This window comes from Pseudomonas sp. DR 5-09 (assembly GCF_001655595.1).
Taxonomy (GTDB): Bacteria; Pseudomonadota; Gammaproteobacteria; order Pseudomonadales; family Pseudomonadaceae; genus Aquipseudomonas; species Aquipseudomonas pharyngis.
Window position 1 is genome coordinate 5,506,574 of record NZ_CP011566.1, and the last position, 22,748, is coordinate 5,529,321.

17 protein-coding genes are annotated in these 22,748 nt (G+C 60.6%); 10 read left to right on the forward strand and 7 right to left on the reverse strand.

Translation table 11 applies throughout. From position 1 onward, the window contains the following. Positions 1 to 171: 171 nt before the first annotated feature. The 4 genes from PDR5_RS24770 (at position 172) to PDR5_RS24785 (ending at position 3,658) form a co-directional block, all read left to right on the forward strand. Positions 172 to 660 (forward strand): DUF3015 domain-containing protein, encoded by a 489-nt coding sequence (locus tag PDR5_RS24770; RefSeq protein ID WP_007950971.1) that lies wholly within the window; start codon positions 172 to 174, stop codon positions 658 to 660. 92 nt (positions 661 to 752) lie between these two features. Then, complete coding sequence (locus PDR5_RS24775; RefSeq protein ID WP_064599545.1) at positions 753 to 2,606, forward strand: Lnb N-terminal periplasmic domain-containing protein; 1,854 nt, start codon at positions 753 to 755, stop codon at positions 2,604 to 2,606. A gap of 130 nt (positions 2,607 to 2,736) precedes the next feature. Further along, positions 2,737 to 3,093 carry a hypothetical protein gene (locus PDR5_RS24780; RefSeq protein ID WP_039771731.1) on the forward strand — a complete coding sequence of 119 codons (357 nt, stop codon included), beginning with the start codon at positions 2,737 to 2,739 and terminating at the stop codon, positions 3,091 to 3,093. Between the two features lie 70 nt (positions 3,094 to 3,163). Beyond that, positions 3,164 to 3,658 (forward strand): GreA/GreB family elongation factor, encoded by a 495-nt coding sequence (locus tag PDR5_RS24785; protein ID WP_064599547.1) that lies wholly within the window; start codon positions 3,164 to 3,166, stop codon positions 3,656 to 3,658. A gap of 10 nt (positions 3,659 to 3,668) precedes the next feature. On the opposite strand, the gene gdhA is transcribed toward PDR5_RS24785, so the two are convergent. Continuing rightward, complete coding sequence (gdhA, locus tag PDR5_RS24790; RefSeq protein WP_064599548.1) at positions 3,669 to 5,006, reverse strand: NADP-specific glutamate dehydrogenase; 1,338 nt, start codon at positions 5,004 to 5,006, stop codon at positions 3,669 to 3,671. Between the two features lie 193 nt (positions 5,007 to 5,199). Continuing rightward, positions 5,200 to 6,864, reverse strand: a complete 1,665-nt coding sequence (gene ettA, locus PDR5_RS24795; protein WP_007950976.1) for an energy-dependent translational throttle protein EttA — start codon at positions 6,862 to 6,864, stop codon at positions 5,200 to 5,202. Positions 6,865 to 7,150: 286 nt separating this feature from the next. Here ettA and PDR5_RS24800 point away from each other — a divergent pair, with 286 nt between their 5' ends. The 5 genes from PDR5_RS24800 (at position 7,151) to PDR5_RS24820 (ending at position 15,570) form a co-directional block, all read left to right on the forward strand. After that, complete coding sequence (locus PDR5_RS24800) at positions 7,151 to 10,999, forward strand: bifunctional diguanylate cyclase/phosphodiesterase (protein ID WP_064599550.1); 3,849 nt, start codon at positions 7,151 to 7,153, stop codon at positions 10,997 to 10,999. Between the two features lie 239 nt (positions 11,000 to 11,238). After that, positions 11,239 to 12,492, forward strand: a complete 1,254-nt coding sequence (gene glyA / locus PDR5_RS24805; protein WP_009045723.1) for a serine hydroxymethyltransferase — start codon at positions 11,239 to 11,241, stop codon at positions 12,490 to 12,492. A gap of 275 nt (positions 12,493 to 12,767) precedes the next feature. Continuing rightward, positions 12,768 to 14,081, forward strand: a complete 1,314-nt coding sequence (locus PDR5_RS24810; RefSeq protein ID WP_064599552.1) for a C4-dicarboxylate transporter DctA — start codon at positions 12,768 to 12,770, stop codon at positions 14,079 to 14,081. A gap of 49 nt (positions 14,082 to 14,130) precedes the next feature. Beyond that, positions 14,131 to 14,835 carry a FadR/GntR family transcriptional regulator gene (locus PDR5_RS24815; RefSeq protein ID WP_064599554.1) on the forward strand — a complete coding sequence of 235 codons (705 nt, stop codon included), beginning with the start codon at positions 14,131 to 14,133 and terminating at the stop codon, positions 14,833 to 14,835. Positions 14,836 to 14,859: 24 nt separating this feature from the next. After that, on the forward strand, positions 14,860 to 15,570 hold the full coding sequence (locus PDR5_RS24820) for a GntR family transcriptional regulator (RefSeq protein ID WP_064599555.1): 711 nt from the start codon (positions 14,860 to 14,862) through the stop codon (positions 15,568 to 15,570). 113 nt (positions 15,571 to 15,683) lie between these two features. Here the strand turns inward: PDR5_RS24820 and yjiA are convergent, their stop codons facing one another. The 3 genes from yjiA to PDR5_RS24835 form a co-directional block, all read right to left on the reverse strand. Then, positions 15,684 to 16,664 (reverse strand): GTPase, encoded by a 981-nt coding sequence (yjiA, locus tag PDR5_RS24825; protein ID WP_442963847.1) that lies wholly within the window; start codon positions 16,662 to 16,664, stop codon positions 15,684 to 15,686. Positions 16,665 to 16,827: 163 nt separating this feature from the next. Next, positions 16,828 to 17,025, reverse strand: coding sequence for a YbdD/YjiX family protein (locus tag PDR5_RS24830; RefSeq protein ID WP_003228401.1), 198 nt, complete (start codon positions 17,023 to 17,025; stop codon positions 16,828 to 16,830). Positions 17,026 to 17,040: 15 nt separating this feature from the next. Next, a complete protein-coding gene (locus tag PDR5_RS24835) occupies positions 17,041 to 19,107 on the reverse strand; it encodes a carbon starvation CstA family protein (protein ID WP_064599556.1) in 2,067 nt (688 codons plus the stop codon). Between the two features lie 159 nt (positions 19,108 to 19,266). On the opposite strand from PDR5_RS24835, the gene PDR5_RS24840 reads away from it, so the two are divergent. Beyond that, positions 19,267 to 19,635, forward strand: coding sequence for a PilZ domain-containing protein (locus PDR5_RS24840; protein WP_064599557.1), 369 nt, complete (start codon positions 19,267 to 19,269; stop codon positions 19,633 to 19,635). Here PDR5_RS24840 and radA read toward each other — a convergent pair whose 3' ends face one another. Together radA and katB are read right to left on the reverse strand one after the other, a co-directional pair. Further along, the gene (gene radA / locus PDR5_RS24845; RefSeq protein WP_064599559.1) at positions 19,636 to 21,003 is read right to left on the reverse strand and encodes a DNA repair protein RadA; all 1,368 of its coding nucleotides are present in this window, start codon (positions 21,001 to 21,003) and stop codon (positions 19,636 to 19,638) included. It lies immediately after the preceding gene. Between the two features lie 143 nt (positions 21,004 to 21,146). After that, positions 21,147 to 22,688: a catalase KatB gene (katB, locus tag PDR5_RS24850; protein ID WP_064599561.1), complete on the reverse strand. Its 1,542-nt coding sequence runs from the start codon at positions 22,686 to 22,688 to the stop codon at positions 21,147 to 21,149. Between the last annotated feature and the right edge of the window lie 60 nt (positions 22,689 to 22,748).

Sequence of the window (22,748 nt, forward strand, 5' to 3'; positions counted from 1 at the left end):
GGTTTATTCCAAATATTGTGCAAAAACTCACGGAACCCTCGGAACGTGCCTAAACTCCAAACTGCGCGGCTGGAACTAATACCGGCCCACTGGCTTCGTCTGGATCTGTTTCGTACAGAGCTTGGGGGCCAGAACCCTGTCCATTGGTATGCACACAAAGAGAACAAAGCTATGAAACGGATTCTTCTCGGTACTCTCTTCACCGCTGTATCCATCAACGCCATGGCGCAAGCTCCAGGCGGCCCGGATTGCGGTTGGGGTAACATGCTGTTCGAAGGTCAGCGTGGCACCCCGGCACACTTCCTGGCATCCACCACCAACGGCACCTCCGGCAACGCGACGTTCGGCATGACGTCCGGCACCAACGGCTGCTCCACCAACGCTTCGCTGACCTATGGCGGCAAATCCTGGTTTGCCATGAATGGCATGATGAACGAGCTGTCCGAAGACATGGCAAAAGGCAACGGCGAAGCGCTGACGACCTATGCCGTGGTACTGGGCGTGGCGCCGGAAGACCGTGCGCACTTCGCCGCCGTCACTCACGAGCACTTCCAGCAGATCTTCAGCAAGGCTGACGTGACCGCTGAAGACGTGCATACCAACACCCTGGCCGTTCTGAAGGCAGACCCACGTCTGGCCAAGTACGCGACTCAGGCTTAAGCTCGACCCACCCGCTTCCTTCGGGAAGCGGGTTTTATTTTTTCGGCCCGCCCTTCCCGGGCTTTGTTTCTTTTCGACTTAAGTTGCCATTTATGCTCAAACGCCTTGCCTGGCTGGCGCTGTGTGTCTGCGCCCCGCTGTCCGCCGCGCCTCACATCGACCCTCAACGTTTGCAGCAACTGGCCAACGACCGCTTCTGGATTTCCCTCGGTCATTACGAAACCGCCAAGCTCGGTGGCTGGCGCAGCTACGTCAGCGACAAAAAATTCTTCCTCGCACCCAACGGCAATGAACACCCCGACCATGAGCTGGCCGCCACCGTGCAGGCGCTATACGCCCCGGCCAGTCTCGGTGAGCAACACGCCCAGTGCGTTTACCCGGCACGCACCCGCTGGCTGAAGGATCAACTCAACCTGACCGACCTGCCAACCCCGGACTGCGCCGAATTCAAGAAATGGTTCAAGGACGTCTCGCCCCACAGCGCAGTGATGATTTTCCCGGCGGCCTACCTCAACAGCCCGTCGTCAATGTTCGGCCATACCCTGCTGCGCATCGACCAGGCCGACGTGCAAAGCGACAAGACTTCGCTGCTCAGTTACGCGATCAACTTCGGCGCCTACATCGAAGGTTCGGACAACAGCATTCTTTACGCCTGGAAAGGCCTGATGGGTGGATATCCGGGACTGTTCGCACTCGTGCCTTATCAGGAAAAACTCTCGGAATACCGCAGCCTGGAAAACCGCGATCTGTGGGAGTACCGGCTCAACCTGACGCAAGCCGAAACCGCGCGCATGGTCGAGCATGTGTGGGAGCTGAAGCAGATCCAGTTCGACTATTTTTTCTTCGATGAAAACTGCTCCTATCGCCTGCTTGAACTGCTGCAAGTCGCCCGTCCGAGCCTGCGACTGACCGAGCAATTCCCGCTGACGGCGATCCCCACCGACACCGTCAAAGCGGTGAAGGAAGCCGGGCTGGTCGAGCACATCGAATACCGTCCGTCCCGCGAGCGCGAATTGCTCAGCCGTGCCGAGCCCCTCAGCGGCGAAGAACAGGACTGGGTGCTGAAAGTCAGCGCCGACCAGCAGCAACTTCAGGACCCAGCCTTCCAGGCCCTGCCCCGGGATCGCCAGGCGCTGATTGTTGACGCGGCGTATCGGCTGGAGCGCTACCGCGCCAACGGCCAGGAGCGTGATCCACAGCGAGCGCAACGCAGTTTCGAATTGCTGCGAGCGATCAACAAGAACCCGGCGCCGGAGCTGCAAATTCCCCAACCGGGTCTGCCCGAAGACGGCCACGAATCGCGCACCTGGCAGGCCGGTGTCGGCACTCGCGGCGATCGCGCGTTTGGCGAGTACGGTTTGCGCATGGCCTATCACGACCTCAACGACAACGCCGAGAGTTTCCCCCTCGGCGCACAGATCGAAATCCTGCAAATGAAGCTGCGCCAGTACGAAGGCAATCACTGGCAATTTCAGCAACTGGATCTGGCGACCATCCGCTCGCTGACGCCGCGCAACGCGCTGTTGCAGCCGCTGTCGTGGCAAGTCACCGGTGGTCTTGAACGCGTACCGGGCAAGCATGATGACGAGACGCTGGTCAGCCACGTCAACGGTGGCGGTGGCGGCACGTGGGCGCTGGGTGACGATGTGCTGGGTTTTGCCCTCGGCACCGTGCGCGTTGAACACAACAATGATTTCGCCGAGTTCGTTTCCCCCGCAGGCGGTTTCAATACCGGCGTTTTGTGGAAAAACCCGTTGGGCAATCTCAGCCTGGAGGCCAAAGGCGATTACTTCTTCAATGGTGAAGTGCGCCGTAGCCTGAGCCTGAATCAGCAGTGGGAACTGTCGCGCAACCTCGGCCTGCGCCTGAGCGCCCAGCGTGAGTTCAGCCATCTGGCCACGCCGGAGACCGAAGTGATGCTGGAAGTGAAGTGGTATCACTACTGATCCCGAACATATCCCCGCTCCCACAGGAATCTCTACTGGTTAACGAATTACTGACAGGCCTTTCACCAAAGCCCGACGAATCACCTTCTAGACTTTCCGTATCAGCCGTGTGACGGCCCGGGAGAGTGTGATGTGGCGGTGTGCGGTGTTCGCGGGCGTGTTGCTGTTGCTGGGTGGCTGTCAGAGCACTCACGAAGACCTGATTGCCAAGGGTTATCCACCGGCGTTCGCCGACGGTTTCGATGACGGATGCATCAGCGGTCGTCAGGCGGCCGGTTCGATCAGCGGCGAATTTCGCAAGAACGTGCCGCGTTATCTCAAGGACAAGCAATACGCCGAAGGCTGGAGCGACGGCTTCCGTCAGTGTCAGGCGATGCTGGAAAACAAGGATCGCGAACAGTATCGCAACGAGCACTGGGACGAACGCGAGCGCGCCTGGCAGCAGGAGAAGGATCAGGGCGCCGCGCGGGCATATCGTTCGCCGTAGGTCGCTTCCAGACATCCAGCGAAACCTTTTGCCTGCGACCATGGCCCAACGGCTATAACAGGAGCCCACCATGAGTCGCGCTTTCGTCAACGAAGACAATGCCGCTGCGCAAGCCGATCAGCCGGTCGAACGGCAGGTCAGCACACAGCCCAATTACGTCACGCCGCAAGGGCTTGCCCAATTGCAGGCAAAAGTCGCCGAGCTGCAAAGCCTGCACGCCGAGCAGTCGGCCAAGGGCGAACAGGCTGACAAACAGCGGCTGGCCGATCTCGAACGGGATTTGCGTTATTTCAATCAACGGGTCGGCAGCGCTCAGGTCGCACCGGCCCCGACATCTACCGACAAAGTGCAGATCGGCAGCTGGGTGACCTACGCCGACGAACACGACACCGAGCACCGGGTGCAACTGGTCGGTGAAGACCAGGCCGATGCGGCCAACGGCCTGATCAACTGGGCCTCACCGCTGGGCCGTGCGCTGCTTGGCGCGCGGCTCAACGATGAAGTGCTGTGGCAGCGCCCGGCCGGCGATCAACTGATTGAAGTGATCCGCATAGAGCGCTCTTGAACCCGGTTGCTTAAACCACGCCTTGGGCGAGCATCGCGTCGGCGACTTTGACGAAGCCGGCGATGTTCGCGCCTTTGACGTAGTTGATCCGGCCGTTTTCCTCACCGTAATGCACGCAGGCGTGGTGGATCGACTGCATGATCCCGTGCAACTTGCTGTCCACTTCGCCCCCGGTCCACAGCAGGCGCATGGCGTTCTGCGACATCTCCAGCCCACTGACCGCCACGCCGCCGGCATTCGAGGCCTTGCCCGGCGCAAACAGAATGCCGGCCTCGATAAAGATATCCACAGCCTCAAGGGTGGTCGGCATGTTTGCGCCTTCGGCCACGCAGATGCAGCCGTTGCGCAGCAAGGTGCGGGCGGATTCCGCGTCGAGCTCGTTCTGGGTCGCGCATGGCAGCGCGATGTCGCACGGCAACGACCATGGCAGCTGACCGGCGCGGAACTCCAGGCCGAAGGCGGAAGCCAATTCGCTGATCCGCCCACGCTTGACGTTCTTAAGTTCCAGCAGCGCCAGCCACTGTTCTTCGCTCAGGCCCGCCTCGCAATACAGCGTGCCTTCGGAGTCGGACAGGGAAATCACCTTGCCGCCCAGGTCCATCACTTTGCGAGCCGCGTATTGCGCAACGTTGCCGGAACCGGAGATCGCCACGCGCTTGCCTTCGACGGTCTGCTCGCGGCGCTTGAGCATTTCCTCGGCGAAGTACACGCAACCGAAACCGGTGGCTTCCGGACGGATCAGACTGCCGCCGTAGGTCATGCCCTTGCCGGTCAGCACGCTGGTGAACTGGTTGCTCAGGCGCTTGTACTGGCCGAACAGGAACCCGATTTCCCGGGCGCCGACACCGATATCACCGGCCGGCACGTCCACGTCGGCACCGATGTGCCGGTACAGCTCGCTCATGAATGCCTGGCAGAAACGCATGACTTCGGCGTCGCTCTTGCCCTTCGGATCGAAGTCCGAGCCACCCTTGCCGCCGCCCATGGGCAATGAGGTCAGGGAGTTCTTGAAAGTCTGTTCGAAGGCGAGGAATTTCAGCACGCCCATATTCACCGAAGGATGGAAGCGCAAGCCGCCCTTGTACGGGCCGATGGCGCTGTTCATCTGGATGCGGAAACCGCGATTGACCTGCACCTTGCCCTGATCGTCGACCCACGACACCCGGAACACCACCGCCCACTCCGGCTCGCAGATGCGCTCCAGAATCCCCGAGGTCAGATAGTGCGGATTGGCTTCGAGAAACGGCCACAGGCTGCGCAGGACTTCTTCGACGGCCTGGTGGAATTCGGGTTGATCCGGATCGCGTTTTTTCAGACGGGCGAGGAAGGATTCGACGGATTCGATCATGGGAAAAGTCTCGGCAGATTTGTTGTCGTTGGAAGCGATTGAGCCGGACTGTAACAAACGACATGTACACAGCAACAGACAAAAATGTCGCATTTATGAAAACAAATAGTACACACGCTATAAAACAGTCTGCATTGCAGGCAAAAAAAAGCGGAGCCCGAAGGCTCCGCTTTTTCATGCAACCAACCCGTAATCAGGCCAGTTTCTTGTGGCGTACCCGGTGTGGCTGGGCCGCTGCTTCGCCGAGGCGCTTTTTGCGATCGGCTTCGTACTCGGTGTAGTTGCCTTCGAAGAACACCGCTTGCGAGTCGTCTTCGTACGCCAGGATGTGAGTTGCGACGCGGTCAAGGAACCACCGATCGTGAGAGATCACAATGGCGGCGCCCGGGAAGTCCAGCAGGGCTTCTTCCAGGGAACGCAGGGTTTCAACGTCGAGGTCGTTGGACGGTTCGTCGAGCAGCAGGACGTTGCCGCCCTCCTTCAGGGTCAACGCCAGGTGCAGACGACCGCGCTCACCACCGGACAGGTCCTTGACGAACTTCTGCTGATCGCCGCCCTTGAAGTTGAAGCGACCGACGTAGGTACGCGACGGGATCTCGTAGTTGCCGATGCGGATCTGGTCGGAACCGTCGGAGATCTGCTGGAACACGGTCTTGCTGCCGTCCAGGTCTTCGCGGCTCTGGTCAACGCAGGCCAGTTGCACGGTTTCGCCGATCTCGATGCTGCCGGAGTCCGGGGTTTCCTTGCCCATCAGCATGCGGAACAGGGTCGACTTACCGGCACCGTTACCGCCGATCACGCCGACGATGGCGCCTTTGGGCATCGAGAACGACAGGTTGTCGATCAGGACGCGATCGCCATAGCCCTTGGTGACGTTCTTGAATTCGATGACCTTGTCGCCCAGGCGCGGACCGGCCGGGATGTAGATCTCGTTGGTTTCCGAACGCTTCTGGAATTCCTGCGACTGCATTTCTTCGAAGCGTTGCAGACGAGCCTTGGATTTCGACTGGCGGGCCTTGGCGCCTTTGCGCACCCACTCCAGTTCTTCCTTCATGGCTTTTTCGTGGGCCGATTGCTGCTTGGATTCCTGGGCCAGACGATCGGACTTGGCTTCCAGCCAACCCGAGTAGTTGCCTTCGTAAGGAATGCCCGCGCCGCGGTCGAGTTCCAGAATCCAGCCGGCAACGTTGTCCAGGAAGTAACGGTCGTGCGTGATCGCGACCACAGTGCCCGGGAAGTCGTGCAGGAAGTGTTCGAGCCAGGCAACGGAGTCGGCGTCCAGGTGGTTGGTCGGTTCGTCGAGCAGCAGCATGTCCGGGGCGGACAGCAGCAGACGGCACAGGGCCACACGACGTTTTTCACCACCGGACAGGTGTTCGACCTTGGCGTCCCAGGCCGGCAGACGCAGCGCATCGGCGGCGACTTCCAGCTGGCGCTCCAGGTTGTGACCGTCGCTGGCCTGCAGGATCGCTTCGAGCTTGGCCTGTTCGGCGGCCAGCTTGTCAAAGTCGGCGTCCGGGTCGGCGTAAGCCGCGTAGACCTCGTCCAGACGCGCTTGCGCATCCTTGATCACGCTGACCGCTTCCTCGACCACTTCACGCACGGTCTTGGTCGGATCCAGTTGCGGCTCTTGCGGCAGGTAACCGATGTTCAGTTCCGGCATCGGGCGCGCTTCGCCTTCGAACTCGGTGTCGACGCCGGCCATGATTTTCAGCAGCGTGGATTTACCCGAACCGTTGAGGCCGAGTACGCCGATCTTGGCGCCGGGGAAGAAAGACAGCGAAATGTTTTTCAGGATTTCCCGCTTCGGCGGAACAACTTTGCCCAGCCGATGCATGGTGAAGACGTATTGAGCCATGGAGAACCTTGGGTCAGTGACAGATGAATGATTGGAGCGCAGGCGATGCCCGGCCAGACCGATGCGCGTCGTTCACTTGATGGTCATCAATGCGTGCGCGCTGAAAAAGTCTGAGTCTAGGAGCTGGAACGCTCCCGCGTAACCGGCAAAGCTACCTGAATGACGGAAGGCAGTCCAGCCGAGTGGGGCTGGCACTTCGCCACAACTCAAGGCATGCTAGCCGCCCCTTGGGCGTCCGGCTTATAGTGCACGTCGCGCCAGTCCAGCCAGACCGCAGGATTACAGCTTGTCCAACGTCACTCCGCCAGCCTCTGTGAGCAGCACCCAACCGGCGCCCGGCTCGTCCCTGCGCGGAACCTTGAAAGGCGCGCTGGCGACGCTGGTGCTTTTGCTACTGGCGCTGCTGTTCTGGCAACTGCTCGATCAACTGCGCGAAACCCAGAAAAACCAGCGCCAGTACACCATCGACTACACCGCCGACCTCGCCGCTCAGGTCAGCCTGAACATGGCGCTGAACGCGCAGATCGCCCTCAACCTGCTACCGATCGTCGAACAACCGCAGTCGGCCGACGAACAGCAGGCACTCCTGCGCAAACTTCAGAAATCACTGCCCGACCTGCGCAGCCTGGCCCTGCTCAGCCCGTCCGGAAAGATCCTCAGCGACAGCGCCGCCGACAGCCATGACGCCGATTACCTCAGCGATCTGGTGCGCCGCAGTCGCGCTCAGGCGCATTACTTCAGCAACGACGAAGACGGTTCGGTGGTGCATCTGCTGCTGCATCAGGCCAGTGGCAGCACTCGCGGTTACTGGGCGCTGCGGCTGACACCCACCTTCTTTAAAGCACTGACCAAACAAGGCGAAACAGGCATCCGTCCTCTGTGGCTGGTGGAAAACCGCATCAACCATCAGATCATCAGCCGCGACGAAGCAATGCCCATCGGCAGCACCAGCGTCCTGACCCCGGACGATCTGGCCAACAGTGTGCTGACCGTGCCGCTGAGCAGCAGCGACTGGCAACTGCGTGGCCTGTTCGACCGCCAGCATGTGCTCGAACAACTGCTGCCGGCGTTCATCGGCAAATGCCTGTTGGGCCTGGCGCTGTCGCTGCTGCCGTTTATCGCCCTGCTCAACATGCGTCGCCGTCAGCGTCAGGTGCATGAGGGGCGTCGGCGTTATCAGGATATTTTCGAAGGCACCGGCGTGGCGTTGTGCGTGCTGGATCTTTCGGGGCTCAAACAGGTTTTCGAAAGGGCCCAGATCCAGACCAGCGACCAGCTCAAGGCTTGGCTCGACCAGCCGGCACAGCGCCAGCAATTGCTCCACGAACTGCGGGTGACCGAGGTCAACCAGGTCGCGCTGCAACTGCTCAACGTCAATTCCTGCGACCACGCCTGGCAACTGTTGATCGACGGTCAGCCGCACAGTCAGTGCGCCATCGGCAATCAGGTGCTCGACGCCGTGCTCCAGCAGCAAAAGCAGCTGGAACTGGAAATCAAGCTCCCGGACATCAATGGCCGCGACCAGCACCTGTGGCTGGTGCTGCGCCTGCCTCAGGAACAGCACGACTACAAGGCCGTGATCCTGAGCATCAACGACATCACCAGCCGCAAGCTGATCGAACTGTCGCTGCTGGAGCGCGAAGGTTTCTGGTCGGACGTGGTGCGTACCGTGCCGGATCATCTGTATGTGCAGGACGTGATCAGCCAGCGGATGATTTTCAGCAACCACCACCTCGGCCAGACCCTGGGCTACAACCGCACCGAGCTGCATCAGATGGGCGAGTATTTCTGGGAAATTCTCCTGCACCCGGAAGACGCCGACTATTACCATCGCTCGCGGCAGATGCAGCGTCACGCCGGTTACAGCCAGTTGCTGCAATGTCAGTTGCGCTTCCGTCATCGCGACGGCGAGTGGCGGCGCTTCGACATTCGCGAACAGGCGCTGGCCCGGGACAAACACGATCAGGTCACGCGGATCATCGGCGTGGCCAAGGACATCACCGAGCAGATCGAAGCCAGCGAGTCCCTGCGCGACAGCGAACAACGCTACCGGATGCTCGCCGAAAGCATCAGCGACGTGATTTTCTCCACCGACAGCAAGCTATCCCTGAACTACGTCAGCCCCTCGGTGCAGGCAGTGCTGGGCTATGACGCCGAATGGATTTTCCAGAACGGATGGCAATCGACCATCGCCAACCCGCAGCAACTGAGCGGCATCTATCACCTGATGGATCGCGTCAGCAAAGCCCTGGGCAAACCCGAGCAACTGGTGATTTTGCGCAGCCAGGTGCAGACCCAGCTGTTCCTGTTCGACTGCCTGCGCGCCGACGGCCGCAAGATCCCGATCGAACTGCGCCTGGTGCTGGTGTGGGACGAGCATGGCGCCTTCGAAGGCGTGCTCGGGGTCGGTCGCGACATCAGCCAGCAGCGCCGCGCCGAGAAAGACCTGCGGATGGCGGCCACGGTATTCGAGCACTCGACCTCGGCAATCCTGATCACCGACCCGGCCGGTTATATCGTCCAGGCCAACGAGGCGTTCAGCCGGGTCAGCGGTTACGCGGTGGGTGAGGTGCTCGACCAGTTGCCGAACATGCTGACCGTCGACGAACAGCAGGACGCGCACCTGCGCTACGTACTCAAGCAGTTGCATCAGCACAGCACCTGGGAAGGTGAAGTCTGGCTCAAGCGCCGCAACGGCGAGCACTACCCGGCGTGGGTCGGCATCACCGCCGTGCTCGATGACGAGGGCGACCTGGCCAGTTACGTGTGCTTCTTCAGTGACATCAGCGAGCGCAAGGCCAGCGAGCAGCGGATTCACCGCCTCGCCTACTACGACGCCCTGACCCACCTGCCAAACCGCACGCTGTTCCAGGATCGCCTGCACACCGCGCTGCAATCGGCCGAACGGCAGAAGTCGTGGGTAGTGCTGATGTTCCTCGACCTCGACCGTTTCAAACCGATCAACGACTCCCTCGGCCACGCCGCCGGCGACCGCATGCTCAAGGACATGGCCACGCGTTTGCTGGCGTGCGTCGATGATGACGACACCGTGGCGCGAATGGGCGGCGACGAATTCACCCTGCTGCTGCAACACCGCTCCAGCCGTGAAATGGCGCTGAACCGTGCGATCCACGTGGCCGAACAGATCCTTGGCAGTCTGGTACGACCGTTCGTACTTGAGGGACGCGAGTTCTTCGTCACCGCCAGTATCGGCATCGCCCTGAGCCCGCAGGACGGCAACGAACTCAGCCAGTTGATGAAGAACGCCGACACCGCGATGTACCACGCCAAGGAACGCGGCAAGAACAACTTCCAGTTCTATCAGGCCGACATGAACGCCAGTGCGCTGGAGCGTCTGGAACTGGAAAGCGATCTGCGCCACGCCCTGGAGCAGAACGAATTCGTGCTGTATTACCAGCCGCAGTTCAGCGGCGACGGCAAACGCCTGACCGGCGCCGAAGCCCTGCTGCGCTGGCGTCATCCGCGTCGCGGGCTGGTGCCGCCGGGGGATTTCATCCCGGTGCTCGAAGAACTCGGGCTGGTGGTGGACGTCGGCGACTGGGTGATCAGCGAAGCCTGTCGCCAGCTCAAGACCTGGCACCAGAGCCGCGTGCGCGTGCCGAAAGTCTCGGTGAACATCTCGGCGCGGCAGTTCTCCGACGGCCAGCTCGGCACGCGGATCGCCACCATCCTCAAGGAAACCGGCCTGCCGCCGGCGTGTCTGGAACTGGAGCTGACCGAAAGTATCCTGATGCGCGAAGTCAGCGAGGCGATGCAGATCCTTGCCGGCTTGAAGAACCTCGGTCTGAGCATCGCGGTCGACGACTTCGGCACCGGTTACTCGTCGCTGAACTATCTCAAGCAGTTCCCGATCGACGTGCTGAAGATTGACCGCACCTTCGTCGATGGCCTGCCGTCCGGCGAGCAGGACGCGCAGATCGCCCGGGCAATCATTGCCATGGCCCACAGCCTGAATCTGGCGGTGATCGCCGAGGGCGTGGAAACCCATGAGCAACTGGACTTTCTGCGCGAGCATGGCTGCGACGAGGTTCAGGGTTATCTGTTCGGGCGGCCGATGCCGGCGGGACGGTTCGAGGCGCAGTTCAGCAATGATGCGCTGTTCATGTTCGACTGAACATCTGCGGTGCGGCCTTCACGAGCAGGCTCGCTCCCACAGGAATTGATGTCGATCACAAAATCTCAGGCCTGCCTCGATTACTGTGGGAGCGAGCCTGCTCGCGATGAGGCGAGCAAAAGCACCGCACATCTGTCATGAACGCCACTTGTCTGCGACATGATGTCGTTTCATATGCCATCCAAAACCCGTTGGGTTAGAATGCCCCCCTTTTCTGCCCCCGATCCTTGAGGACCGCCATGTTCAGCCGTGATTTGACTATTGCCAAGTACGACGCCGATCTTTTTGCCGCCATGGAGCAAGAAGCCCAGCGCCAGGAAGAACACATCGAGCTGATCGCTTCGGAGAACTACACCAGCCCAGCGGTGATGGAAGCTCAAGGCTCGGTACTGACCAACAAGTACGCCGAAGGCTACCCGGGCAAGCGCTACTACGGTGGTTGCGAGTACGTCGACGTTGTTGAACAGCTGGCCATCGACCGCGCCAAGGAACTGTTCGGCGCCGACTACGCCAACGTTCAGCCGCACGCCGGTTCGCAAGCCAACGCCGCTGTCTACCTGGCCCTGCTGTCGGCCGGTGATACCATCCTGGGCATGAGCCTGGCTCACGGCGGTCACCTGACCCACGGCGCCAGCGTTTCCTCCTCCGGCAAGCTGTACAACGCCATTCAGTACGGCATCGACGCCAACGGCCTGATCGACTACGACGAAGTCGAGCGTCTGGCTGTTGAACACAAGCCGAAAATGATCGTGGCCGGTTTCTCTGCCTACTCGCAGATCCTCGACTTCCCACGCTTCCGTGCCATCGCTGACAAGGTGGGCGCGTACCTGTTCGTCGACATGGCTCACGTGGCCGGTTTGGTCGCCGCTGGCGTCTACCCGAACCCGGTTCCGTTTGCTGACGTGGTGACCACCACCACCCACAAGACCCTGCGCGGTCCACGGGGTGGCCTGATCCTGGCTCGCGCCAACGCCGACATCGAGAAGAAGCTGAACTCCGCCGTATTCCCGGGCGCCCAGGGTGGCCCGCTGGAGCACGTGATCGCCGCCAAAGCGATCTGCTTCAAGGAAGCCCTGCAGCCTGAGTTCAAGGCTTACCAGCAACAAGTGGTGAAAAACGCCCAGGCCATGGCCGGCGTGTTCATCGAGCGCGGTTTCGACGTGGTTTCCGGCGGTACTCAAAACCACCTGTTCCTGCTGTCGCTGATCAAGCAGGAAATCTCCGGTAAAGACGCCGACGCCGCTCTGGGCAAAGCGTTCATCACCGTGAACAAGAACTCCGTGCCAAACGACCCACGCTCCCCGTTCGTCACCTCCGGCCTGCGCTTCGGTACTCCGGCCGTGACCACTCGCGGCTTCAAAGAGGCTGAGTGCAAAGAGCTGGCTGGCTGGATCTGCGACATCCTGGCAGACCTGAACAACGAAGCGGTGATCGACGCCGTTCGTGAGAAAGTCAAAGCCATCTGCAAGAAACTGCCTGTATACGGCGCTTGATCGCGACGTTAAACCCGCAGCAAGAAAACCGGCCAAGTGATTGGCCGGTTTTTTTTCGCCCGGATTTTTTCAAACAGCTGAATCGCTCAAGAATGGGACTTGCCGCTCAACTGGTCAGACCGGTCATGCCAATTCGTCATTTTTCACTTGCGATCCGTAAAAAACAGCGCCTAGACTGCACCCGCACTGGACATACCGGTAAGACCACAATAATTAAGTCCTGAATCTGATGCGCTCCGCGCACGGCAGCCAGGACACCGACCAGGATTCCTCCCATGCTCAGATGGTGCTCGCGTTCAATCTTCCTCCAAGTGGTTCTCGGACTGATGCTCGGCATCGTCTGCGGGCTGACCCTTCCTGAATACTCGGCCCAGCTCAAACCGCTCGGCGACGGTTTCATCAAACTGATCAAGATGCTCATCGGCCTGATCGTGTTCTGCGTGGTGGTCAGCGGCATCAGCGGCGCGGGCGATCTGAAGAAGGTCGGGCGTATCGGCCTCAAGTCGGTGATCTACTTCGAAGTGCTGACCACCATCGCCCTGGTGATCGGTCTGGTGTTCGCCTTCACCACCGGGATCGGCAGCGGCGCCAACATCCATCTGGAGCAACTGTCCGCCGCCGACATGGGCGACATCGCCGAACGCGGCCAGCACATGCACACCACCACTCAGTTCCTGATGGACCTGATTCCGACTTCGGTACTCGGCGCCTTTGTCGACAACAACATCCTGCAAGTGCTGTTGTTCTCGGTGCTGTTCGGCAGCGCGTTGAATCTGGTGGGCGAAGCAGCTTCCGGAATCTCGCGGCTGATCAACGAACTGAGCCATGTGATCTTCCGCATCATGGGCATGATCGTGCGTCTGGCACCGATCGGCGTGTTCGGCGCCATCGCCTTCACCACCAGCAAATATGGCCTCGATTCCCTGCAACACCTGGGCAGCCTCGTCGGCTTGTTCTACCTGACCTGCATCGCCTTCGTCGCGCTGATTCTCGGTCTGGTGATGCGCCTCTCGGGCCTGCGCATGTGGCCGCTGCTCAGGTACCTGCGTGAAGAACTGCTGATCGTCATGGGCACTGCGTCCTCCGATGCCGTGCTGCCGCAGATCATGCGCAAGCTGGAACATCTGGGCATCGGCAGCTCGACCGTCGGCCTGGTGATTCCCACCGGTTATTCGTTCAACCTCGACGGTTTCTCGATCTACCTGACCCTGGCCATCGTGTTCATCGCCAACGCCACCGGTACACCGCTGGCCATGACCGATCTGCTGACGATTTTGCTGGTATCGCTGATTACCTCCAAAGGTGCCCACGGCATTCCGGGTTCGGCGCTGGTGATTCTCGCGGCCACGCTGACGGCCATCCCGGCGATCCCGGTGGTCGGTCTGGTGTTGGTGCTGGCGGTGGACTGGTTCATGGGCATCGGCCGCGCGCTGACCAACCTGATCGGCAACTGCGTCGCCACCGTGGCCATCGCCCGCTGGGAAAAGGACATCGATGTGCAACGGGCGAACAAGGTGCTCAACGGCGAGCAGGGCTATAACTTTCAGCCGAGAAAAACCGTCGCTCAAGCGGCAGCCAAAGAATTCTGAATGACCGCCGTGCCTGCGCCAATGCAGGCACGGCACATGGAGCGAACCCGTGATTACTTCATCAACCGTCGTCAACTCAGTGGTAGAAAAACTTCGGGCGGCGCTGGCCCGTGGTCAGTGGCGCTCCGGCGAGATGCTACCGGGCCAGCGCGAACTGGCCGAACAACTGGGCATCAGCCGCCCGAGCCTGCGTGAAGCGGTGATCGTGCTGGAAACCCTCGGTCTGGTGCGCTCGATGCCAGGCAAAGGCGTGGTGGTGCTCGACGCCCAGGCCAGTGACAGCCAAAGCCACGACAACGCGGTAGCCGGCGCCAGTCTCGAAGACGTGCTGCAACTGCGCTACACCCTCGAGCCGTTCATCGTCGGGCTGGTGGCGCAGTCAATCAGCAGCAAGGAAGTCGGACAACTGCGCCTGACCCTGATGGACATGCGCGAAGCCCTCGAAGCGGGCGACAGCGAGGCCGGAGTCAGCGCCTACATCGCGTTCCACGAGGAGCTGTTCACCCTGACCTCGAACCCGATTTTCCAGAGCGTGGTGCAACAGACCAGCAACGCTCTCAAGCAAAGCGCCGAAGTGCTGCGCAATTCGCCGGAGCACCTGGCCGAACGCCTTGAAGAAAACGAAGCCGTGGTGCGCGCGATCCGCAGCAAGAACAGCGCCCAGGCCAGTGCCGAAATGCGCCGGCACATTTTGCGTGAAGGCCAGCGGATGGGCATCGAGCTGAATATTCCGGATGACAACCTGAGCCACTGAAACGCCTCACACAGGAGACCGGCCATGAACAGTCTTGCCACGCCGTCGCACCCTCGCCCGACCTCGGCGGCCCTGCCCTTCTCCCGCCTGCACGCGCCGGTGGACGATCTGTATCCGCGCCTGTTCGACGCAATCCTCGAACAGCGCATCGATGCTGCCAGCCGTTTCACCGAAGAAAGTCTCAAGCAGATGTTCGGGGTCAGCCGCGCCGACGTGCGCCGGGCGCTGACCCAGCTGTCCCACGAACAGATCATCGTGCTGCGGACCAACCATCGGCCGCGTGTTGCTGCGCCGGACGCCGAGCAGACACGTCAGGCACTGCACGCCCGGCGACTGGCCGAGAACACGCTGGTGCGGTTGGCTTGTCAGCATGCGCAGGCTGAAGATCTGAAGCGCCTGCGCGCCTTGATCGAAGGTGAGCGCCAGGCTGTGGATAAAGATCGACGCGGGGCGGCGATTCGCCTGTCCGGGGAGTTTCATTTGCAGCTGGCGAAAATGGCGCGGAATGCACCGTTGGCGCATTTTCTCGGCACGCTGGTGCCGCTGACCTCACTGGCGATTGCGCGATGCGGTAAGCAGACGCACAGCTGTTGCGCGTGGGAGGAACACTTGGCAATTGTCGAGGCGGTGGAGCGGGGAGATATTTCAAAAGCCGGCATGCTGATGAATCGGCATCTGGAACATCTTGAGCAGACGTTGCTGGGTTCAGAATCTGAATATTGTGTTGCTGGTTAGAACGCCTTCGCGAGCAAGCCCGCTCCCACAATGAACTGCATTCTTCCTGACAGAATGCGATCTACTGTGGGAGCGGGCTTGCTCGCGAAGAGGCCCTTCGAGCCTCCACAAATTCAGTTTTGCTGTGCAGCCACCCTGGCAAACCCCGCCCGAATTTTCTCTTCCGGCAAATCGTCGGCGATAAACACGATCACGCTTTCCCGAGCCTCGCCCTCGGCCCACTCGGTGTCCCAGTCGAAGCCGTAGAGTTTCAGCACACCCTGGAACACCAGCCGCCGATCTTCACCGGCAATGTTCAACACGCCCTTGTAACGCAGCAACTGCTTGCCGTGCGCATCCAGCAGTTCATTCATGAATTCGCTGAGCTGATCGATATCCAGCGGCTGGTCGGTACGCAGCACCAGACTGGAAATCCGGTCGATGGACGGCGCCTTGCTGACCGGTCGCAGACTCACCCCGCCGCCGAGATCGGCGTTCAGGTTGAAACCGCGCACATCGAGCAGCTCGGCCAGATCGATGTTGCCGTGTTCGACCACGCGGATCGGCGCACGGCGGTTGATGCGGGTCAGGCGTTCGCTGAGCGCGGTGAACGAGGCCTCGTCCACCAGATCGGTCTTGCTCACCAGCAAGCGGTCGGCAAAACCGATCTGCGCCTGGGCAATGGTCTGGGTCAGGTGCAGCTCGGCGTGGGCCGCGTCGACGAGGGTGATGATGCCGTCGAGCAAATAGCGTTCGCGCAGCTCTTCGTCGATGAAAAAGGTCTGCGCCACCGGAGCCGGGTCGGCCAGACCGGTGCATTCGATGATCAGCCGATCAAAGGCGATTTCGCCGCTGTCCAGCCGTTCGAGCAGCAGGTACAGGGCCTTGGTCAGGTCGGTGTGGATGGTGCAGCAGACGCAGCCGTTGGCGAGGGTCATGACTTGCACCGGCTCGTCGCCCAGCAATTGGGTGTCGATGCCGGCGTCGCTGAATTCGTTTTCGATCACGGCGATTTTCAGGCCGTGCTCGGCTTTCAACAGATGGCGCAGCAAAGTGGTCTTGCCGGCGCCGAGGAAACCGCTGAGTACCGTTACAGGTATTGGAGAAGACAACATCGATCCCCTTCACGAAATTGATGAGCAACACAAAACAAATGTGGGAGCGGGCTTGCTCGCGAAGGGGGTCGTGTCAGTCGACATCATTGCTCAATGACACACCGCTTTCGCGAGCAAGCCCGCTCCCACAGTTGGGGACTGCATTCAACCGAAGGCTGTCAGATCAACAGCACTTCGGCCCACCCTTGCCACCGTAACGGGCTTCCTGACGTTCGCGGAAGAACATCTCGTAGCTCATCACCGGTTTGTCCGGGTGTTTGGTCTGCATATGCTCGACGTAGGTGTCGTAGTCGGGCATGCCGACCATCAGGCGCGCGGCCTGACCGAGGTATTTACCGAGGCGACTCAGGTCATTGAACATGCTGCAATCCTCTGGTTACGCGTCCGGCAGGGCCTGGAATGGCGATTCTTTGTCCGTACGCTCTTTTTTGCCCCAGGCGGCGATGCCGACCTTGAGCGCATAGAACAGGATGCTGAATACCACGAACAGGAACAGCGCGGTCAATGTGGCGTTGGTGTAGGCGTTGAAGATCACGTGCTGCATCTGCTCGACGTTCTTGGCCGGAGCGAGCACCTGACCCGCGGCCAGTGCGTCGTTGTATTTCTTGGCCAGCGACAGGAAGCCGATCGCCGGGTTGGCGTCGAACAGCTTGATGAAGCCAGCAGTCGTGGTGCAGATCAGCAGCCAGGTGGCCGGCAACAGGGTGACCCAGATGTAGCGCTGGCGCTTCATCTTGATCAGGACCACGGTGCCGAGCATCAGCGCGATACCGGCGAGCATCTGGTTGGAGATACCGAACAGCGGCCACAGGGTGTTGATACCACCCAGCGGATCGATCACGCCCTGATACAGCAACCAGCCCCACATCGCCACACAACCGGCGGTGGCGATCAGGTTGGCGGTCCAGGATTCGGTACGTTTCAGTGCCGGTACGAAGGAGCCGAGCAGGTCCTGCAGCATGAAGCGCCCGGCACGGGTGCCGGCATCGACAGCGGTCAGGATGAACAGCGCTTCGAACAGGATCGCGAAGTGGTACCAGAACGCCATGGTGTTTTCACCCGGCAGGACACTGTGCAGGATCTGCGCGATACCGACCGCCAGGGTCGGCGCACCACCGGCACGGGCCAGGATGGTGGTTTCGCCGATGTCATGCGCCACGGCTTGCAGGGCTTCCGGGGTAATTGCAAAGCCCCAGTTGCTGACTGCGGTTGCCACGGACACCACGTCACCGCCGACCACGGCGGCCGGACTGTTCATGGCGAAGTACACGCCCGGCTCAATTACCGAGGCAGCGACCATGGCCATGATGGCCACGAACGATTCCATCAGCATGCCGCCGTAACCGATGTAACGGGCGTTGGTTTCGTTATCCAGCAGCTTCGGCGTGGTCCCGGAAGAGATCAGCGCGTGGAAGCCCGATACCGCACCGCAGGCGATGGTGATGAACAGGAACGGGAACAGACCGCCCTTCCACACCGGACCGGTGCCGTCGACGAACTGGGTCAGCGCCGGCATTTTCAGCTCGGGCATGGTCACCAGGATGCCGATCGCCAGAGCGACGATGGTACCGATCTTGAGGAAGGTGGAGAGGTAGTCACGCGGTGCAAGGATCAACCACACCGGGAGCACGGCGGCGACAAAGCCATAACCGATCAACATCCAGGTAATTTGCACACCGGTGAAGCTGAAGGCTTTGGCCCAGACCGGATCGGCGGCAATCTGCCCGCCCAGCCAGATCGAACCGAGCAGCAGCAACACGCCGATGACCGAGATCTCGCCGATACGGCCCGGACGGATATAGCGCATGTAGATGCCCATGAACATCGCGATCGGGATGGTCGCCATCACGGTGAAGATGCCCCACGGGCTTTCAGCCAGGGCTTTCACCACGATCAGCGCCAGCACCGCGAGGATGATGATCATGATCAGGAAGCAGCCGAACAGGGCAATGGTGCCGGGGATGCGGCCCATTTCTTCACGCACCATGTCGCCCAGGGAACGGCCGTTGCGACGGGTCGACATGAACAGAACCATGAAGTCCTGCACCGCGCCCGCCAGCACCACGCCGGCGATCAGCCACAGCGTGCCGGGCAGATAGCCCATCTGCGCCGCCAGTACCGGGCCGACCAGCGGCCCCGCGCCGGCGATGGCTGCGAAGTGGTGACCGAAAAGAATGTGTTTGTTGGTTGGAACGTAGTCCAGACCGTCGTTGTTGAGCACGGCGGGGGTGGCCCGACGCGGATCGAGTTGCATCACATTGTTAGCGATGAACAGACTGTAGTAACGGTACGCAACCAGATAAATGGCCACGGCGGCGACCACAATCCACAAGGCGTTGATCGCCTCGCCTCGGCGCAATGCCACTACGCCCAGGGCGCACGCTCCTACGATTGCCAGCAGCAGCCAGGGTAAGTGGCGTAGCAGGCTATTATTATTTTTCATTTTATTATTCCAGCCAGGGTGGACAAGAAAGACAGCCACCCCGAGTTTAGCGCTGTTGGCGGCAAAGGCCATACCCCGACATTGGTCTAGACAGTCCATTCGTTGGCAACACCCCGCAGGTCGGGTCTATAGTCAGCTGACCTTCCTGAGGATTGCGCCATGAGCGAGCACCCGTCCGAGCGTCGCCGCTTCAAACGTATCGCTTTCGATGCCCGAACCGAATTGAGCCAGGGCGAGTACATCTGGCCGGTGAAGCTGATCGATCTGTCGCTCAAGGGGCTGTTGATCGAGCGGCCCGAGCCCTGGCTGGGCAATCCCGAGCAGGATTTTTTCGTCGACATTCATTTGAGCGAGGACGTACACATCGAGATGGATGTGCAACTGGCGCATGAAGATCACGGCCAGCTCGGTTTCGTGTGCCGGCATATCAGCCTGGAGTCGATTCAGCGCCTGCGCCGCCTGATCGAACTCAATCTGGCGGACGAAACCGAACTGGAGCGCGAGCTCGGGGCGCTGATCGACGTCTGATCACTCGAACAACGAGTCCAGCGCCTGCTCCAGGCGCGTCACCGCAATGATCTGCAAGCCTGGCGGCGCTTCCTTCGGCGCATTGCCCTTGGGCACAATCGCGCGCTTGAAACCGTGCTTGGCAGCTTCCTTCAACCGCTCCTGACCGCTCGGCACCGGGCGCACTTCGCCGGACAGGCCGACTTCGCCGAACACCAGCAAGTCATGGGGCAAAGGACGGTTGCGCAGGCTCGACATGACGGCGGCCATCAACGCCAGGTCAGACGCGGTTTCCAGCACCTTCACCCCGCCGACCACGTTGAGGAACACGTCCTGATCGTGAGTCGGAATGCCGCCATGCCGGTGCAACACCGCCAACAGCATCGCCAGACGATTCTGGTCCAGACCCAGCGTGACCCGACGCGGGTTGGCCAGATGACTGTCATCCACCAGCGCCTGTACTTCCACCAGCATCGGCCGAGTGCCTTCCCACGTCGCCATCACCACACTGCCCGGAACTTCTTCCTGAGCACGGGTGAGAAAAATCGCCGAAGGGTTGGAGACTTCTTTCAGGCCCTTGTCAGTCATGCCGAACACGCCGAGCTCGTTCACCGCGCCGAAACGGTTTTTCACCGCTCGCAGCAAACGCAACCGACCGTCGGACTCACCTTCGAAATACAGCACGGTATCGACCATGTGCTCCAGAACCCGCGGCCCAGCGAGCGCGCCTTCCTTGGTCACGTGGCCGACCAGGAAAATCGCCGTGCCGCTTTGCTTGGCGTACCGCACCAGCAACGCCGCACTCTCGCGCACCTGGGACACCCCGCCCGGCGCCGATTGCAATTGTTCGGTGAAAATCGTCTGGATCGAGTCGATCACCATCACCTTGGGTTTTTCCTGGCGGGCGGTGGCGATGATGGTTTCGATACAGGTTTCGGTCATGACCCGCAGTTGATCCTGCGGCAGACCCAGACGACGTGCACGCATGGCGACCTGTTGCTGAGACTCTTCGCCAGTGACGTACAGCGCCGGCATGGTCTTGGCGAGGTTGCACAGGGTCTGCAGCAGAATCGTCGACTTGCCAATGCCCGGGTCGCCGCCGATCAGCACCACCGAACCGTCCACCAGACCACCGCCGAGCACGCGGTCGAGCTCGCCGGAGGCTGTGGAAAAACGTGGAATCTCTTCGATGCTGACTTCGGCCAGGGTCTTGATCTGCGCTTGCTGCCCGGCCCAACCGGTGCGCCCGCTCGGGGCGGCGGCAGCGCCGCTCTCGACCATGGTTTCGGTCAGGGTGTTCCAGGCGCCGCATTCGCCGCATTGCCCGGCCCACTTGGGAAAGGTTGCGCCGCACTCGGTGCAGCCGTACATGCGCTTGGCCTTGGCCATCTGAACCCCCGACAAAAACCGCGATGATAACGCAGCCATCGTCGATCAGCGCGGCGCAGCGGGATGGATTTCTCCGCTGGCCAGACGCGCGGCGCTGCTGTCGGTCAATCCCCGACAATTGCCGGGGCTTGAAAGGGTCGCTGTCAGTCGACCAGTTTGGCGGCCAGGGCCTTGACCCGCTCCAGGTCACCCTTGGCCACTTTGGTCACACCGGCGCCGTATTCCGGATCCGCCTTATAAAGGAAGGACAGCATGATGTGCTTGCTCTCGTCGTCGGTACCCGCCAGCGAACCGCCGAAGCTCTCGATCAGGTCCTGACGTTCCTTCTTGCTGAACGAGCGATACAGATCGCCAGCCTGCTTGAAGTTCTGCTCACGCTGGATCTTCGCCTGTTGCGTGCTGCCCTGCAGCGCGGTCTGGCTGTAGCGCGCACCTGGCGTCTCTTCACGTGGTTGCAGACGGCTTGGCTGATAGTTGACGCCCGAGGTGCTCGCACCGGCATTCATCGCGCCATCCTGATTGCCATTGTTGACTGCAGTTTTGGCAGCATTGATCGGCAATTGCAGGGCATTGGCGCCGAGGCGATACATTTGCGTATCGGCATAGGCAAATATCCGGCCCTGAAGTAAACGGTCTTCCGAGGGCTCGATGCCCGGCACCACATTCGATGGCGCCATGGCCACTTGTTCGGTTTCCTGGAAGACATTAGAAGGATTGCGGTTCAAGACCATTTGTCCAACTTTGCGCTCTGGAATACCTGGCCAGATCTTGGTTGCATCAAGAGGATCGAAGTCAAACTTGGACAAATCTTGCGGATTCAAGACCTGGATGTACAAGTCCCATTTAGGAAAGTTGCCGCTGTTAATATTTGTTACTAAATCGTGAGTCATGTGACTGTAATCACGGCCCTGAACTTGCACAACTTGTTGCGGATCGAGATTCTTGATGCCCTGCAAACTTTTCCAGTGAAACTTCACATAGTGCACATCGCCCTTGGCATTGACCAACTTGTAAGCGTGCACACTGTTACCGTCCATCTCCCGATAACTGGCCGGAGTTCCCGAGTTGGAATACAACTCGGTCAATGTGCGGGTGGCTTCCGGTACATGGGAGAAGAAGTCGAAGCGGCGTGAATCATCGTCAAGGTTGGTACGCGGATCAGGCTTGAAGGCGTGCACCATGTCCGGGAACTTGATCGCATCGCGGATGAAAAACGTCGGGAAGTTGTTGCCCACCAGATCCCAGTTGCCGTCAGCGGTGTAGAACTTGGTGGCGAAACCCCGTGGGTCCCGCAGGGTTTCCGGTGAATGGTTGCCATGCACCACCGCCGAGAAACGCACGAACACCGGCGTGACCTGGCCGACAGCGAACACCTTGGCCTTGCTCAGATCACTCAGGTCATTGGTCGCGGTGAACGTGCCATGAGCCCCGGTGCCACGAGCATGCACGACGCGTTCGGGAATGCGTTCGCGGTCGAAGCGTTGCAGCTTCTGGATCAGTTGCACGTCCTGCAACAGTACCGGGCCGGTTGCGCCGGCAGTTTGTGAGTTCTGGTTGTCGCCGACCGCCGCACCGTTATCCCGGGTCAACGGCGCCGCACTCGCGGAAAGGGTCAGTAGGCCGGCAGTCAATAAACCGAAGGTATGACGAAGGGAAAAGGCCCTCAGGCCATGCATGGAATTCATTTCAGACTCCTCTGTTATTTTGAGGCGCATCCAGGTGCGCCTGCCAGAGGCTAGAAGCTC